Raw genomic sequence first — 16,475 nt, forward strand, 5'->3', positions numbered from 1 at the left:
TCAGGCGTCCTCTTCGGTCTTCCTCGAAGATCGGTCTTCTTCGACGAGGCGGGCGAGCCGGATACGGTTGATCTTGCCCAGCTCGGTGCGGACGATCTCCCGCTCCCGCTCCGGCGGGTTGCCGATCCGTTCCCTGACCGCGTCGCGCATCTGCTCGCCGGTCCGGCCGGTGGCGCAGATCAGGAAGACATGGCCGAACCTCTCCTGGTAGGCGAGGTTGAGTTCGAGCATCTCCGCCTTGAGTGCGTCGGAGGCGCCGGACATGCCGCGCTGCTCCCGGGCCGAGGTGGGGTCGCCGGCCTTGGGGCGGCCGATGGGCGGGTGTCCGGCCATCGCCTCCTCCAGGTCCGTGACCGTCAGCTCCGCCATGGCGGCGTCGCTCGCGGCGTACAGGTCCTCGGGGGTGGCGTAGGGGCGGGCGGCGAGCAGCCGCTTCGCCCACGCCGTGGAGGCGCACGCCTCGTGGAGCGCGGTGCGGGCCGCTTGCTCCTCGAGGGTGTTGAAGCGGGCCAGGCCCGGCGGCGTGGAAGGGGAAGTCACGGGAGCCTCCGTGGCCGGATACGGCCTTCGTGCTGAACGGGCGTGCCGATAGCTAACGCCCTCCCGCGACCGCACGTCAACAGTTTGTTGAAAATTCGCGTCGGGAACACGGAGGCGGATCCGGACGCGGACACGGAGGCCGGTCAGGCCCCCTTCTCGCGGTTCAGGTAGTTGTAGACGGTGAAGCGGCTGACGCCGAGTGCGCTCGCCACGGTCTCCACCCCGTGCCTTACGGAGAAGGCGCCGCGCGCCTCGAGTATCCGCACGACCTCCTGCTTCGCCTTGCGGTCCAGATCGGCCAGCGGGCCCTTGCGGCGCTCCATCGCGGCGAGGATGTGATCGAGGGAGTCGGCGAGCTGCGGCAGCCGTACGGCGACGGCGTCGCTGCCCTCCCAGGCGAGGACGACGTCGTCGGGGCCGGCCTCGTCGGGCGGGATCATCTCGCCGCCCATGGCGTCGACCAGGGGCTTCACGGCCGCGATGAACGGCTCGTCCCCCGCGCCGCTCATGCCTCGCCCTCCTCGGCCACGTTGACCTGGAGCGAGATCCGGGTGGCACCGGCCTCCAGGGCCTTGCGGAGCAGGGCATCCACGGCGGTGAGCACGGCGTCGGCACCGCCCTCCGCGGTGTTGCCGAACGGGCCGACGTCCACGGCGTCCAGCTCGGCGGCCTCCACGACCTCGCGGGCCACCAGCGCGTGCGCGGGTGCCTCGTCCAGGTCGAAGGGCTCGGTCGTGAACTCCACTCTCAATCGCACTGCGCCCCCATAAAATCGCTCTGACCTGCACATTCTCTCAGTCGTCCGTCTGAGAGGGCACATCCGGGGCGCTCCCTGTCGCCAGGGCATCAAACGCCCGGTCTACTGCCGCCCTGGTTCGGTCCTCCGACTCAGGGAAGAGGTGACTGTAGACGTTCAGCGTCATCGCGGCATTGGTGTGCCCCAGCCGCTCCGACACGACCTTAACGGACTCCCTTGCTGCGATCAGCAGAGAAGCGTAAGCATGACGCAGAGCGTGGGGGCCGGTGCCCTTGCCTCACGAATTCACGGCCTCGGGTCGCGCTGGGGAGGGCGCCTCTCCCTGCAATGATCCGGTTTGTTGAGGACTAGATCACGCTGAGGAGGAGGCACCCTCCGGGTGTCGAAACGTACAGAGCGGGCGGACGATCTGTCGCTGTCCACGAACAGCAAGAAACTGGTGGGCAAGGCGGGCATCGTTGCGGTGCGTCGTCTGGCGGACAAGGTCGGGCTGACCGAGGGGGCTCGGACAGGCCCTGGCAAAGGCGGATGTCCATCCGGTGCACGACCGGGGCACGGTGCTGGTCTCGGCAGCCTGCGCGGTCCTGCTGGGGGCCCGGTCGATCGCGGGGATCGACGTGATGCGCCAGACGCCGCTGGTCCTGGGACGAAGATCGCCTCGGTACGGGCCCGGACCCGCATCCATGTCCATCAGCAGCTCGACCTGCGGCACATGTGATTCGGTTGACAGGATGTTTTCGGCGGTTTTCCGGCGGTGGCTGGAATCGGGAATTCCAGGCGGGCGTGTTCAGTCGGTGCGCGGCCGTTCGGACAGACGCCGACCGAGGAGGGCCAGCACCGTGCCCATCAGGCCGTCGGTCGTCCCACGGCCGCCGAGGTCGGGAGTCGCCGCGTCGCTTCGTGCCGCCTCGCCCACACACGCGCGGAGCATGTCGGCAGCTTCGGTGTGTCCGAAGTGGTCGAGCATCAGCACCACGGACATGGCCGCGGCGCAGGGGTTCGCCACGCCTTTCCCCGCGATGTCCGGAGCGCTGCCGTGCACCGGCTCGACGAGGACGAAGCCGGTTTCGGGGCATATGCTGGCGCTCGCCGCGAGACCCAGTCCGCCCATCAGAGCAGCTCCGATATCACTGATGATGTCCCCGAAAAGGTTGGACGCCAGCACACCTTCGTAGGGCGTCGGGTCGCGCACCAGGTTGTAGCAGAAAGAGTCGACGTACTCCTCGGAGCCGATCATTTCGGGAAAGGCTCCGAGCTCCTTTCGGAAAACGTCCACCCAGAGCCCACCGGTGTTTGGCACGGCATTGGCCTTGTGCACCAACGTCACTTTTCGCCGACCTTTTTCGCTGAGCCGGCGCAGACAGGAACGTACGAACTTCTCGACGGTGTCGCGGGTGTAGACGCACTCGTCGATCGCGACGTTCACCACGCCGGCCCGGCCCACCGTCCCGCCGACTCCGACATAGAGCCCCTGGGTGTTCTCGCGATAGAGATCGATGACGCCATCGCTCAGGACTATCGGCCGATGGTTGACGTACAGGTCGAGCTCCCTGCGCAGCCCGAGGAGGATCTCACGCCCGTGTGCCATGTCGGGGATCCGCGGGTCGCCGAGTGCTCCCAGGAAGACGCAGCCGTAGTCCTTCGACAGCCGCTCGACAGCGCCGGTCGGCAGTCCCACGCCGCTGGCGATCCACTCGTCGGCTCCCCAGCCGAAGACGTCGTATTCGAGATCCAGACCGAACGCGTCACTGAGCAGGGTCAGCGCAGGGAGCGTCGCCGGAATCACTTCCTTGCCGATCCCGTCGCCCGGGACCACCGCGATCCTCATGAGTCCACCCTCGGCGTGAACATGTCTTCGACAGAGCTGAGGTAGCCGGCCACCGCGGTGGCCGCGACGACGTAGGGCGAGGCCAGGTATACCTGGCCCGGTCCCGAGCGCCCGGGGAAGTTCCGGTTCTGCGCGCTCACGGTGACCTCGGCCGGGCTCTCCGACACACCGGGACCGGCGTTGATGCACGCCCCGCAGGACGGCGGCAGCACGCTCACGCCCACATCCCTGAACAGGTCGATGTAGCCTCGTTCGACCGCGTACCGCATGACGTCCTCGCTGCCGACCTGGATGTACGCCTGCACGCCGTCCGGCACGGCCACCCCACGGGCGCGAGCCAGCTCGAAAACGCTCGCGTACATGTCCATGTCGTACGCCTTGCCGCCGGTGCAGGAACCGCCGTAGACCTTGTCGACTCTGACCCTCTCAGGGACCGAGGCCAGAGGCACGGAGTTGCGCGGATCCCCCGGCAGAGCCACCATCGGCACGATCAGTGCCAGGTCGATGTCCACGATGGCGGAGTACTCCGCATTCTCGTCCGAGACCGCGGCCCCGCCGCCGTCGGATGCGGGAGAGCGTCGGCCGAGGTAGTCGTACGTGACGTGATCCGGTTCGAACATGCCGGTCATGGCCCCGGCTTCCACCGCCATGTTGCACAGGGTGGCGCGCTCGTCGACGTTCAGGCCCTCGCCCCCCCGGCCGCCGAACAGGAGTGCCTTGCCCAGAGTCCGGCTGCCCTCGATCGACGGGTGCGCCAGCAGTGAGAGCATCAGATCCTTCGCGCACACTCCTTGCCTCAGCCGCCCCACCAGATTGACCTTGATGACCTCGGGAACCTTCACGAGGATCTCGCGGTTGTACCAGGCGTTCGCGATGTCCGTCGCGCCCACTCCGAAGGCGAGAGCACCGACAGCGCCTGCCGTGCACGTGTGGCTGTCCGTGCCGATGATCATGTCTCCCGGCCGGGCGACGTGCTCCAGGATGTAGTTGTGACAGATGGCGCGGCTGCCCCCCATTTCCGAGGAGCCGATGAAGTTGCCGCCGCTGAGGGCCGCGAATTCCTGCTGGCGCCTGCCCAGGTTCTCCACCCGCTCGATCAGTTCCAGGCCGTTGTCCCGTCGCTTCAGGACGGATTCCGCCAGCGAGAGGTGGTCCTGGAAGAAATAGCATGACTCCGGCTCGGCAAGCACGGCCTCCGCTCCGAACTGACGCACAAACATCCCCGCGGCCATGGGTGTCACATATTCGTGCGAGAATCTCACATCAGCCTCGGCGAAGTAGGATTCCCCGACCCGCACGCTCTCGCTGTCACCACAGGGGTTGCGGGACGAGAGCCGCCGCTGGATGATCTTTTCCACAGCGTTCAGCGGCCTCTTCACGGAAAACGCCGGCCTGACGTCACTCTCCGCGCCGTTGCGGGTCTCACGGTTGAAGCCGAACAGCCCGCCCAGGTCAATGATCGCGCGTTCGATCTCGTTCGCGCGTTGCGTGAACGCCCCCAGCGGAAGTTCCTCGCCCGCCAGCAGGGCGTCCAGTGCGCCGAAGTCGTCGCAGGTGATGATGCCGACATTTCGGCAGTTCTGCTGGTAGATCCTCTCGAAGGAGCGGGCGAAGACGATCTCCACTCCTGCGTATTTCTCGGCGTACACGGCGTGCTCCCGGGACGAACCACAGCCCTTGGCTTCGCCGCTGACGATGACCTGCGGCGCGAACGACTTCACCGCTCCTTGCACGAAGGGCTTTCCGCGGAGACCGAGATACGCGTAGTCGCCCAGCTTCTCGTCGTACCAGTAACAGCACCAGCCCGGGATAATCTCGTCCGTCGAAATGCTGTTCATAAGCGGGGCCTGGAGCAACTCCGACGTTGCCGGGACGGTACCACCGCCCACCAGCTGAGCCCCAATGAGTTCCGTGTCCTCGGTCAGGACCAGGACTTCGCCGCGCAGGCGGATCGAACGCTCACGGCCGACGCCTCCGGCTTCACTCAGCGGTCGCAATGATCTGCCTTATCAGTTCGTCGGCCAGAGGAGCGGAGCTGGTTTTCGCCTTCGCCAGGACCTTCTTGATCAAGGAGGCGTCGTCTTTTTCGTATCCGTGAACCGTCAGCCAGTACTTTACGTTGTTGACACCAGACGAAGCATCGATCATCACTTCCTGTTCACGGCCCAGGAAGCTGGCGGGAACACTCGAGTAGACACTGTCCTTGACGAGAACGTCCCCCTTTTCATGAGCTTTCAGGATCGCGGCTCCGTGGACTCCGGCGCTGGTCTTGAAGACGTCACGCCCCATCGCGGGGTAATTCTGTGGAATGTCGACACCCAGCACGGGCGCTGCATAGGCGCAGTAGTCACGGAGTGCCTTGAGATCGTACGTCGCGTGCCCGTCCAGGTGGCTGTTCACCATGAGCTGGTCGAGGGAGGCGTTGCCCGTTCGCTCGCCGATGCCCAGGATCGTGCCGTGCACGCGCTCGCACCCCATGGCGAGAGCGGTGAGGGAGTTGGCGAGCGCCAGGCCCCGGTCGTTGTGCCCGTGCCATTCGAATCCGATTGGATGGCCTCGGTCCGCGAAGTACTGCTGCGACCAGTGAATGAGCGATCGCGTCCCGCTCGGCAACGCGGCGCCCACCGTGTCGCAGAGAGTTATCCTTCGGACCCCTGTCTCGATGGCCGCGTCGTATACGCCGGTGAGGACCTCGGGAGTGCACCGCACCGTGTCCTCCAGGACCAGAACGAACTCCACATCCTCCCGTCGGCACTCAGCCGCCGACTGAATGATGTTGCGCCTGATCGACGCGCTGTCCCAGTCTTCGACGTACTGCCGGATGGGGCTGACCCCGATGAAGAGATACGCATCGACCGCTACTCCAACGGTCTGCGCTATCTCGCATATCGCGTGAATGTCCGCCGGGTGAGTCCGGCCAGCATATCCCTGCGTCAGCTCGTATCCGTTCGCGGAGATGTGGCGGGCGATCTCGATACATTCCCGTTCGGCGGCCGAATCCGATCCCGGAAAGCCGAGATCAGCCGAGCGGACCCCCGAGCGGACCATGTGGTCGACGATGGTCAGTTTCTGCTCCAGCGTCGGGTTACGGATGTTCGGCGCCTGGAGTCCGTCGCGCAGAGTCTCGTCGAAGAAGGTGCCTGAATGCGTGGGCGTCGGCTGGGCGCTCTCGCACCTGATGCTGTTCCAGTTGAACCAGACATCCGGCCTCAGGTTCGAACTCTCGCCAATGATTCCGCTCACTTCGACCTCCGGTTTCCCGAATAGTCAGAAATATTGAGGTTTCCTTGTCGGCCGGACCTCCGGTCGCCAATGTGCCACTGACCCAAGCGCATTCGCCCCGCCTACCCGCCCGGCTCTCGCCAGAGCCTCGACGGCTCCGTCAACGCGAACACAAGCTACGGTCCGCCGTCCTCACCGGATCCTCGCCCGGTCCTCGGCCCTGGGCCGGCGCCGTTGACCAGACCCGGCAGACCCGGACCTGCCCGGCGAAGTCTGCCTATGCGAACCAAACGAGCCGATTCAGGGACAACACTCAGCCGTCAAAAGTTCCAGCAAGGTCGTGTCAACCGGATCGGCGTTGCGGGCAACTCTTCCACAGACCCGGGATCGCTCGCCCACGAGCGGACCAGGGGGAAGCACGGTGGGCGGCCAGCCGGTGAAGCGAATGCGGATCAGCCGATCGCCTTATCGGAATTCACCCTGCCCTAAACACAGAAAGTTCATCTGAACAGCGCGAAAACCAGTGGCTGAAATCAACACGGGGGATAAGTTGACTTCTGTTTCTTTCGAGATCCTTGGACCACTGCAAGTACGCTCCGGTGATCACCCTGTCTCGTTGGACGGATCACGGCAGGAGAGGGCACTCGCCGCACTCCTGCTGAGCGCCAACCGGACTGTGACCATCGAGCATCTGATCGATGTCGTCTGGGAGGAGCCTCCGGCAACGGCACGTCGGCAGATCCAGGACATCGTTCCGCGACTTCGGCGGAAGCTGCTCAACAATGGCGCCCCCAGCGACATCATCTCGACCCAGCGCCCCGGCTATCTTCTCCGCCTGGAGGGCAATGCCCTGGACGCGCACGCTTTCGACGAGCTGGCGACCGCCGGACATGAACTGATCCCGGTGGACATCGCCGCGGCGGCCGCCAAGCTGCGTGAGGCGCTGTTGCTGTGGCGCGGCGAAATGCTGACCGGTATCGGGAGCAGCAGGCTGGAGAGCGCGGCCCGCATCTGGCAGGACCGGCATCTGACCGTCTGGGAGGAGTGCCTGGCACTGGAATTGGCGCTGGGCCACCACGACGTCACCACCGAACTTCGTACTCTTGTTGACCGGTTTCCGCTGCGAGAGCCGCTGGTAGGCCTCCTGATGCTCGCCCTGCACGCGGCGGGGCAGCGTGTCGAGGCCCTGGCCGCCTTCAGGGCTCTGCAGAAGAGGCTGGCCGGCGAACTCGGCCTTGATCCCGGGGGCGATCTGCAACAGGTCCACACCGCGATCCTGCGCTCCGGCCCTCATGCGGAGTTCGTGGCCGACCCCATCGCCCAGCTGCGGCGATTCAGGTTCACCGGTCAGATGGAGCAGGGGACTCGTCCCTCAGCGGTCGCCGACGGCCCACTCGTCGAGGCGCACGGCCCCACATCCCGACCGTGCGGCGGACCGGCACATCCGACCCCCGGGGCAGCCCCCGTCGAACCGACGGTCGGCTCCCCCCAGCCGTCCGAACCGGCCACTTTCTCGCCGGCCGGCCCGGGACCCTCCGCTCGGGCAGACCACCGCCAGGAGGCCGCGGTCGTACACCGCCATCGGTCGGCGGCAACGCCGGACCACCTGTCCGGCCGACCGGGTTTGCCGATACCGGCTCAACTTCCCCTGGCGGCACGCGATTTCAGCGGTCGCACATCCGAACTCGCTCGGCTCGACACGCTCGCTCGTGACGGCGCCGCGTCCACTGCCATGCCCGTCCTTGCCATCACGGGAACCGCCGGCGTCGGCAAGACCGCGCTCGCCGTCCACTGGGCGAGCCAGGTGGCGCATCGCTTCCCCGACGGGCAACTCTACGTCGACCTGCGTGGTTTCGCCCCCGATCAGGAGGTCACAAGCCCGGCGGACACGGTGCGCGGCTTCCTCGACGCCCTCCAGGTTCCCGCGCACAGCGTTCCCGCCGGTCTGGCCGCCCAAGTGAACCTGTTCCGCAGTCTGTTGGCTGGGCGGCGGATGCTGATCCTGCTGGACAACGCCAAGGACTCCGAGCAGGTCCGTCCCCTGTTGCCGGGGGCGTCCGAGTGCCTGGTCGTGATCACCAGCCGCAACCGTCTGACGAGTCTGGTGGCCGCCGAAGGCGCCCGCCCGATCGCCCTGGGGATGCTCACCACCCAGGAATCGCGGCAGTTGCTCGCCGACCGCCTCGGACCCGACCGGCTGGCCGTCGAGCCCCGGGCCACGAACGAGATCATCAACTCCTGCGCCGGTCTGCCCCTGGCGCTCGCCGTGGTGGCCGCCCTGGACACCACCCGCACCACTCCCCGCCTACAGTCCCTGGCCGAGCAACTGCGGGACGACAACGCGCGGCTGGGCACGCTCACCACGGGCGACCCCGTCACCGACGTCAAAACGGTGCTGTCCTGGTCCTACGACAGGCTCAGCCCCGAGGCGGCACGGCTGCTCCGACTGCTCGGGCTGCACCCGGGGCCCGACATCACCGAGCCCGCGGCGGCCAGCCTGGCCGGTGTCCCGGCGCCGCTCGTGCGCGGGCTGCTGACTGAGCTGACGCAGGCGAACCTGACAGAGGAGCACTCCCCGGGCCGGTACTCCCTGCCCGGGCTGATGCGCTCGTACGCCTCCGAACTCGCTCACACCCTCGACGACGAGACCCAGCGGCAAGCGGCCGTGCACCGGATGCTGGACCACTACCTCCGCACCGGACAGGCAGCGGCCCGTCTCCTGTCCCCGCACCGGACGTCCACAGCGCCGTCCCGCGCCCGCGCGGGAGTCGTCTTCGAAGAGCTGGACAGCCGGCTGTCGGCCCTGGCGTGGTTCACCGCTGAGCGCCAGGTACTGCTCCGTGCCGTGAGCCTGGCTGCCGATGCCGGCTTCAGCACTCACGCATGGCGTCTGGCCGTCGAACTCGCCGACCACCTCTACGAGCGCGACGACGCCCGGCACGACCGGACACCGTCCCAGGACGACGCCCTGAACGTGACCGTGAACGTCAAGAACTTGGCCTGCCACGGTGCGCCCCAGCACGCCGCCCGCCCTCCGGGGCACGACAGCCTGCAGCAGAACAACGGTCACCGCCACGAAGAACTCTCGCTGTCAGGTCCCGGGGGCGTCCGCCAGGGCGGCCTTCCCCGGTTCAGGGCCACTGATTTCTGACCGCAAAATGGACAACTTCCTCCGCGCACCCGGAGCAGTCGGTCCGGCTCACCTGCCTGCCATTATCTCATCCTTCATGGAGAAATTGTGCTTTTGGAGCAGCAGGCCGTCCTTCTGCTGGTTGGAATACTAGCGGGAATCGCCTGCACCATCGTCAACATCGCCTCGCTTATTTCCTATCCGGCGCTCCTTTCCATGGGTTTACCGCCGGTGGTAGCGAATGCTACGAACACAGTGTCGCTGGTCTTCACCGGTTTCGGCGCCACACTGGGATCACGACCGGAACTGGAAGGACAGCGGTCCCGGGTCATTCGTTTCGGAGCCATCAACGCCATTGGTGGAGCCGTGGGGGCCGTGACATTGATCGTGACGTCTCCTGACATTTTCCAGTTCATGGTTCCCATTCTCGTGGCCGGAGCTTCGGTGTTGCTTCTCCTCCAACCGAAGATTAATCGGATGGCGGCCGGTCCGGTGAGCGCGGACTGCGACGCCGACGATCATTTCTCATTCCTCTCCATGTCCGGCATGTTCGCAGTCTCGGTCTACACCGGATACTTCGGAGCAGCCGGAGGTATTCTCGCAGTGGCGCTGCTGGGAGTCATGATCGACGAACCGCTGGTCCGCATCAACGCCATAAAAAATGCCACCAACATCCTGGCGAACAGCACCGCGTCGGTCATCTTTATCATCTCGGGATCGGTCCACTACGGCGCTGCGCTGCCCCTGGCAGCCGGGTTTCTCCTCGGAGGCGGCGTAGGCCCCTTGCTCGCCCGGAAAATCTCCCGTGGCCTGCTGCGTTCACTCGCCGGGATCAGCGGACTTCTGTTCGCGGCAAAGCTGGGGGTCGAAGGATATGGCTGAGCCGTCAATTCGTACCACGGTGAACTGGAAGCAGCGGGGGTATCATCCGAGATGGTCCTGGTAGACCGCGACAAGGAACTCACCTATCTGAAGTCCGCCCTTGCCGAGACCTGGACCGGCAGGAACCGGATGGTCGTCATCGAGGGCGGCGTGGGGTGCGGCAAGAGCGAACTGCTCCAGACCTTCGCCGAGCACGCCGCTGAGCAGGGAGCCGTCGTCCTGCACGCTGTTGGTCTGCGCCGGGGCGAAGCCCGGCCGCTCGGCCTCCTCCGCCAGCTGGCGGGCCAGCTCCCCACGCCGATCTCGGACACGAACGTCCCCGAGGCTCACGCGGACACCAGCGTCGAGCACTTCGGCGAGGCGCTGCACCTCCTGGCGAAGACCGCACCGGTCGTGGTGTGCGTGGACGACGCCCAGGACGGGGACAGCCTCTCGCTCCGGCACCTCCTGCGGGCGGCTGCTCGGGGACGAGCCACGCGCATCCTCCTGGTCCTGACGGACTGCCTCCACCTGCCGCACCAGAACCCGGTCATGAAGACCGAACTGCTACGGCAGTCGAACTCTCTGCGGGTACGGCTGGATCCGGTGAGCAGGGAGGGCACAGCCGCGATGCTGAACGTGACGCGGGAAACCGCCGAGGACAGTGCGCTGGTCGACCAACTGCACACGATCAGCGCAGGAAACCCACTGCTGCTGAGGGCGTTGTTGGAGGAGCTCAGGCCGTCCGGCCCCTCGGCACGGACCGACCCGACGCCCTTCGAGGTCCTCCAGCCCCTCGAAGGAGGGCTGTACGGCCAGGCCGTCCTGGCCTGCCTGTATCGCAGCGGCTCGGTGGCGCTGACGCTAGGACACGCCCTCGCCGTCCTCGGTGAGGCGAGCACCCCGCAGCTGCTGTCCCGCATGGTCGAGAAGCCGTCAGCGCTGGTCGACCGGAACCTGCACGCGCTCAGAGCCGCCGGCGTCATCGGCGCCGACGGGTTCCGGCATCCGGCCGCCGCGGCCACCGTCCTGGCGGACATCACGTCGTCCCACCGTGCCCTGCTGCACCACCGAGCAGCGGTGGCGCTGCGGGAGGCCGGGGCGTCGTCGTCACTGGCGGCGCGGCACCTGCTCAGCTCCCACGCCCAACCGGATGCGCGACGAGCCACCGAGCCGTGGGAAATCGTCACGCTGCGGGACGCCGCCGAGAAGGCACTCTCCGAGGGTGACGCGGACACGGCGATCAGCTTCCTCGAATTGGCCGGTGACGGCTGCACCGACGAGTCGCAGCGTATCGAGATCCGGCTGAGGACGGCCCTGATCACCTGGCGGATCAACCCCGCGGCGGCCGAGTACCGTTACCTCCCGCAGCTCATGGAGTCCATGCGGTCAGGCGCCCTGTCACCGGCCGCACTGGGATCTCTGGGCAAGCTCCTCGTCGTACAGGGACGGGTCGCCGACGCGCTCGAGGTGCTGGACCGCCTCAGCCCGCGCTCGGACGCCTCCGCCGCTACGGCGGGCATCCACCCGCAACTCACGTCGATGCTGGTGCGCTACGGCTATCCAGGGGTCGAAATCCCTGACGAAGGGTGGCCGTCCGTCCCGGCACAGGAGGCGGACGACCTCTCGTACGAACGCGTACCGGGGCTGCCCCTGCTCAGGAAGTCGGCGGAGCACCTTCTCACCGGCACCAGCAAGGACCGGGCCGGGGCAGCGGAGAACTTCCTGCGGGCCACCCCCCTCACGGACTCGACGGCAGGACCGGTGTGCAACGCGATCGAAACGCTGCTGCACGCCGACCGTCTGGCCGACGCGGAGTGCTGGTGCGACATGTCACTGGACGAGGCCACGCGCCGGGCCATACCGGGCTGGCAGGCCATGTTCGGCTTGCTCCGGGGCCAGATCGCCTTACGGCAGGGGAAGTTGGAGCAGGCCGTCACCTCGGTGGAGAACGTGCTGAAGGCGGTGCCTGAGCGCAACGGTGGCATGCTCATCTGCGGCACCGCCTCGATTCTCGCCCTCGCCTATACGGAGATGGGCCGTTACGACGACGCGGCGCGGCAACTCGACCAGCCAGTGTCCGAGGAGTGGCGCAACAGCCTGTACTGGCTGGGCTGTCTCCGGGCGCGCGGCCGGCTCCACCTGGCCACGAACCGCCCACACGCGGCCTTGTCGGACTTCCTGAGCGTGGGGCAGCATGCCCGTCGATGGGGAATCGACCATCCTTTGCTGGTGTCATGGCGGGCTGACGCGGCTCATGCCTGGCTACGGCTCGAAGAGCCGTCCGAGGCGGCGCGGTTGCTCGCGACGCCCGGCAACCAGGTCACCCTTCAGGCCACGGGAGCCGGGGTTGTCCTCTCCCGTGTGCATGCTGCCGTCGCCCCGGCGGAGGAGCGCGCGCGCCTGCTGTCGCAGGTCGTCGAGCGGCTGCACGCCTGCGGTGAGCGCCTGGAGTTGGCGAAGGCCCTGGGCGACCTCAGCGAGACGTACCAGGCGCTCGGCGACGCGGCCCGGGCCGATTCGGTCCGGCGCAGGGCCTGGCATCTCGCCAGGGAATGCGGGGCGGAACCGCTGTGTGCAAAGCTCGCCGTCGGCAGCCGGACTCCTGACCGGGCGGTCGAGGAGGAAACCGTGTCCGTCGGTGCGGGGGGCGACGCGGAGCAGGGCGCGGCAGTCGTCAAACTCACGAAGGCGGAACACCGGGTGGCCTTGCTGGCCGCCTACGGGCGCACCAACCGCGACATATCGAAACAGCTCTACATCACTGTCAGCACGGTGGAACAGCACCTCACCCGCGTATACCAGAAGCTCCGCATCACGACGCGGCAGGAGATTCCGGTGAATCTTTGACTGCGGTTGAACCTCAACTGCTGTGCGTTCCCGGGCGGTCTGGTGCGTTCGGACGCGAACAGACCATCACCCGTTATCGCACGCGTGCCGCCACGACCCGGCTGATCATGTCGAGGATGGTGGCTTGGTGCTGCCAGAGGAAGAAGTGGTCGCCGGCACAGGTCTGGGCGAGAGACCTTTTGGTGGTCTGTTCGCTCCACCCCCGGACGCCCTCGGCCTCGACCATCGGGTCGTCCGCGCCGCTGAACACGAGCAACGGACAGTCCAGTGGCGGCTCTTCGGTGTATTCGTACCTCTCGCACAGTGCGAAGTCGGCGCGAAGGGCGGGCAGGACCATGTCGAGTAGGTCCTGGTTGTTCAGGACGTCCGTGGGCATTCCGCCGTAGTCCACCATGACCGAGGCGAACTCGCCGTCCGGGAGGTGAGATATGGGCGGCCGCCTGTCCTTCGCCTGCGGCGCCTCCCGCCCGGATACGCTGAGCACGACCGGCTGCGGGCCGCCACGCCGACGCAGGGCCCTGGCGGTTTCGAAAGCGATGAGCGCGCCCATGCTGTGCCCGAAGAACGCGAACGGCCGCCCCTGGGAATCGTCCAGCACGGCAGCGGCGACATCGTCGGCGAGGGCCGAGGCCGTGGTGTACATGGGGTCACCCAGGCGTTCCTGACGGCCCGGCAGGACGAACGACCGGATCTCGATACCGGGCGGCGCGCTCGAAGCCCAGGGCTGGAAGATTCGGCCCACGCCGCCGGCGTACGGCAGGCAGTACACGACCGTGGCCGATGGACGCGTGGTCCACCGCAGGACAGGCAACGGCCGGGTCTGCTGGTCTGGCATGGGTTCCTCCCGCATATTCCGTACAACTTCTCTTGAACGACGGCCCTTGGCGACCAGCGGTGCATCCGCTGCCACTGGTCGCCAAGGGCCGCCCGCGCCGGCTTCGAGTGCGCGCTAGCGCTTGTCTCGTTCCATTGCCTCGACCAGGCTCTTCGGCCGCATATCGGTCCAGTGCTCGTCGATGTACTCGACGCACTCGGCCCGACTGGTCTTGGGTAGCGCGATATCCCAGCCGTCCGGGACGTCAACGAACACCGGCCACAGCGAATACTGTCCCTCGGCATTCACCAGGACATAGAACTCGCCGTCCTCATCATCGAACGGGTTGTTAGCCATTTGAATCCTCCCTGGCGTCAGCACGGTTGCAGTCGATATCCACGAGTACAGATCGCAGTGCAGAGCCTACTGCATCCAACGCTTCCGGAACAGTCATTTCGTCATGCGTGCGATCGACGTCGTACGTAAGCAACTCGCCCTCAACGTACGGCATCCAGGACTCGGCCGAGCCTCGCGGCTTTTCCCTCTTCGCCGCCGCTTTGAACAGCAGCATGTCTCCTTGATAGACGTCCGGAGTAAAGGACCGGATCAACCACCCGTTATTCCTGACGACCGCGTCCACGGCGGCGAGCCGGTCCTGTTCCAGTCCGGCAAGAACCTCGGCGTCCTGCAATCCTGCGGCATGCGCGGCAGTCAACAGCGAGATCTGGCCACCCACCGGCACATCAGCAATTTCTTCGCTTTGCGGGTAGGCGTCGAGGAGGGCGAGCAGGTCGACCTGTTCACCATCGGCCTGAAGAGTCGTGGCCATTTTCTGGGCGACCACACCGCCGAAGGACCAGCCCAGCAGGCGATAAGGCCCCTTGGGCTGAACCGACTTGATGTGGTCCAGATAGTCGGCCACCATCTCTTCGATGCTCCCGGACACTTCATCCGCCGGGTTGAGGCCTCGCGCCTGGAGGATATAGATCGGATATTCCTCTGGCAGCCGCGCTATCAACCCGCTGTAGCACCACCCGATACCGCTTCCTGGATGGACACAGAATATGGGGGGCTGATCGCCGGTCGCCCGCAGCGGCACCAAGGTGTCGAATTCGTTCACCTCGGGATGCCATTCCCTGGACAACGCGGACACCGTAGGCGCCTCGAACAGATTGCGGATGGACAGCTCCATTCCGAGGACCGAGCGGACGTGGCTGATCAGCTGCATCGCCAGCAGCGAATGCCCGCCCAGGGCGAAGAAGCTGTCATCAATGCCGACCTTCGGCAGCCCCAGCACCTGAGCGAACAGCCCGCACAACACCTCCTCCCGCGCAGTACGCGGACCACGCCCGGACGTCATGCCCGACAGATCCGGCACGGGGAGCGCGGCACGGTCCAGCTTTCCGTTCGCTGTCAACGGCAGGCTGTCCAGGGCGACCAGGACCGAGGGCAGCATGTACTCCGGCAACCGTCCCCGCAGGCTTTCGCGCAGGGCCACGGTGTCCACCCCGCCTGTGGCGGCTTCGGCGTCCGTGGCCGGGTGTTCCGGGATGATGTAGCCGACGAGGCGCTTGTCGCCGGCACGGTCTTCCCGGACCACCACCGCCGCCTGAGCGACACCAGGCTGCTCGGCCAGGACCGTTTCGATCTCCCCGGTCTCGATCCGGAAACCACGGACCTTGACCTGGTCATCCGCACGCCCGACGAACTCCAGCTGCCCGTCTGCACCCCACCGCACCAGATCCCCCGTGCGATACAGCCGCCCACCCGCCGCACCGAACGGATCCGCCACGAACCGGCCCGCCGTCAGACCCGCACGATTCAGATACCCCCGCGCCAGACCCGCACCACCCACATACAACTCACCCACCACACCCGGAGCCACCAACCGCAACCCACCATCCAGCACATACACCCGCGTGTTCCACATCGGGCGTCCGATGGGAACAGAGTCCCCGGTGAATTGGGTTCCCGGGGGAATCTGGTAGTCGATACAACCGACGGTGGTCTCGGTGGGGCCGTAGTGGTTTATCAGCTGCGTGTCAGGGCTGTTGCTGCGCCACTGCCGCACAGCCTCAGCGGTCAACAGCTCACCGCCCAGCATCAGCTGACCCGTGGCCGTGGCCGGGAAAGGTTCCGAACCCTTCAGGAGAACTTGGAGGTGACTCGGGGTCATCTTCACGAAGGTGATCGACTCGGGGGCCTGCAACTCCTCGGTCGGCCACTGGCTGTTGGAGGGGAGGAGGCGTAGACAACCGCCCGCGATCAGAGTGCCGTAGAAGCTTGTCACTCCGATATCGAAAGACATCGGAGCATGGATCAGGGCCTCCCCCGACAAGCCCGCATACGTCTGCGAGGCCCTGGCCACATAGTTCACCAGTCCGGTGTGTGTGACGCTGACGCCTTTGGGGCGGCCGGTGGATCCGGAGGTGTAGATGACGTATGCCGGGTTGGCGGGCCGCAGGGAGGTGAG

Annotated in this window: 13 protein-coding genes; 3 read left to right on the forward strand and 10 right to left on the reverse strand. The window is 66.5% G+C overall.

The window, feature by feature from the left end; genetic code table 11:
- The 7 genes from uraD to AC07DF_RS38930 form a co-directional block, all read right to left on the reverse strand.
- Positions 1 to 540 carry a 2-oxo-4-hydroxy-4-carboxy-5-ureidoimidazoline decarboxylase gene (gene uraD, locus AC07DF_RS38900; protein WP_478981866.1) on the reverse strand — a complete coding sequence of 180 codons (540 nt, stop codon included), beginning with the start codon at positions 538 to 540 and terminating at the stop codon, positions 1 to 3.
- A 143-nt stretch (positions 541 to 683) separates the two neighbouring features.
- On the reverse strand, positions 684 to 1,049 hold the full coding sequence (locus AC07DF_RS38905; protein ID WP_189721355.1) for a helix-turn-helix domain-containing protein: 366 nt from the start codon (positions 1,047 to 1,049) through the stop codon (positions 684 to 686).
- Positions 1,046 to 1,297 carry a YkoF family thiamine-binding protein gene (locus AC07DF_RS38910; protein ID WP_184588829.1) on the reverse strand — a complete coding sequence of 84 codons (252 nt, stop codon included), beginning with the start codon at positions 1,295 to 1,297 and terminating at the stop codon, positions 1,046 to 1,048. The genes AC07DF_RS38905 and AC07DF_RS38910 overlap by 4 nt, the downstream gene beginning before the upstream one ends.
- Before the next feature lie 37 nt (positions 1,298 to 1,334).
- A complete protein-coding gene (locus AC07DF_RS38915; protein WP_478981903.1) occupies positions 1,335 to 1,550 on the reverse strand; it encodes an integrase in 216 nt (71 codons plus the stop codon).
- Between the two features lie 534 nt (positions 1,551 to 2,084).
- The gene (locus AC07DF_RS38920) at positions 2,085 to 3,125 is read right to left on the reverse strand and encodes an isocitrate/isopropylmalate dehydrogenase family protein (protein ID WP_165343773.1); all 1,041 of its coding nucleotides are present in this window, start codon (positions 3,123 to 3,125) and stop codon (positions 2,085 to 2,087) included.
- On the reverse strand, positions 3,122 to 4,963 hold the full coding sequence (locus tag AC07DF_RS38925; protein ID WP_478981869.1) for an aconitase family protein: 1,842 nt from the start codon (positions 4,961 to 4,963) through the stop codon (positions 3,122 to 3,124). Before AC07DF_RS38925 ends, AC07DF_RS38920 begins: the two co-directional genes overlap by 4 nt.
- A gap of 142 nt (positions 4,964 to 5,105) precedes the next feature.
- On the reverse strand, positions 5,106 to 6,368 hold the full coding sequence (locus AC07DF_RS38930; protein WP_355861599.1) for a LeuA family protein: 1,263 nt from the start codon (positions 6,366 to 6,368) through the stop codon (positions 5,106 to 5,108).
- A 502-nt stretch (positions 6,369 to 6,870) separates the two neighbouring features.
- On the opposite strand from AC07DF_RS38930, the gene AC07DF_RS38935 reads away from it, so the two are divergent.
- From AC07DF_RS38935 to AC07DF_RS38945, 3 genes are all read left to right on the forward strand, one after another.
- The gene (locus AC07DF_RS38935) at positions 6,871 to 9,498 is read left to right on the forward strand and encodes an AfsR/SARP family transcriptional regulator (RefSeq protein ID WP_478981872.1); all 2,628 of its coding nucleotides are present in this window, start codon (positions 6,871 to 6,873) and stop codon (positions 9,496 to 9,498) included.
- Between the two features lie 93 nt (positions 9,499 to 9,591).
- On the forward strand, positions 9,592 to 10,359 hold the full coding sequence (locus AC07DF_RS38940) for a sulfite exporter TauE/SafE family protein (protein ID WP_478981874.1): 768 nt from the start codon (positions 9,592 to 9,594) through the stop codon (positions 10,357 to 10,359).
- 51 nt (positions 10,360 to 10,410) lie between these two features.
- Complete coding sequence (locus tag AC07DF_RS38945; RefSeq protein ID WP_478981876.1) at positions 10,411 to 13,188, forward strand: helix-turn-helix transcriptional regulator; 2,778 nt, start codon at positions 10,411 to 10,413, stop codon at positions 13,186 to 13,188.
- 73 nt (positions 13,189 to 13,261) lie between these two features.
- Here AC07DF_RS38945 and AC07DF_RS38950 read toward each other — a convergent pair whose 3' ends face one another.
- The 3 genes from AC07DF_RS38950 to AC07DF_RS38960 all read right to left on the reverse strand — a co-directional run.
- Positions 13,262 to 14,023, reverse strand: coding sequence for a thioesterase II family protein (locus AC07DF_RS38950; RefSeq protein ID WP_478981877.1), 762 nt, complete (start codon positions 14,021 to 14,023; stop codon positions 13,262 to 13,264).
- A gap of 114 nt (positions 14,024 to 14,137) precedes the next feature.
- The gene (locus AC07DF_RS38955) at positions 14,138 to 14,359 is read right to left on the reverse strand and encodes an MbtH family protein (protein WP_165343780.1); all 222 of its coding nucleotides are present in this window, start codon (positions 14,357 to 14,359) and stop codon (positions 14,138 to 14,140) included.
- On the reverse strand, positions 14,352 to 16,475 hold a 2,124-nt coding region (locus AC07DF_RS38960), incomplete at its 5' end, for an amino acid adenylation domain-containing protein (protein ID WP_478981878.1). The genes AC07DF_RS38960 and AC07DF_RS38955, both read right to left, overlap by 8 nt.

The sequence above is a fragment of the Streptomyces sp. NPDC044719 genome, from assembly GCF_056433405.1.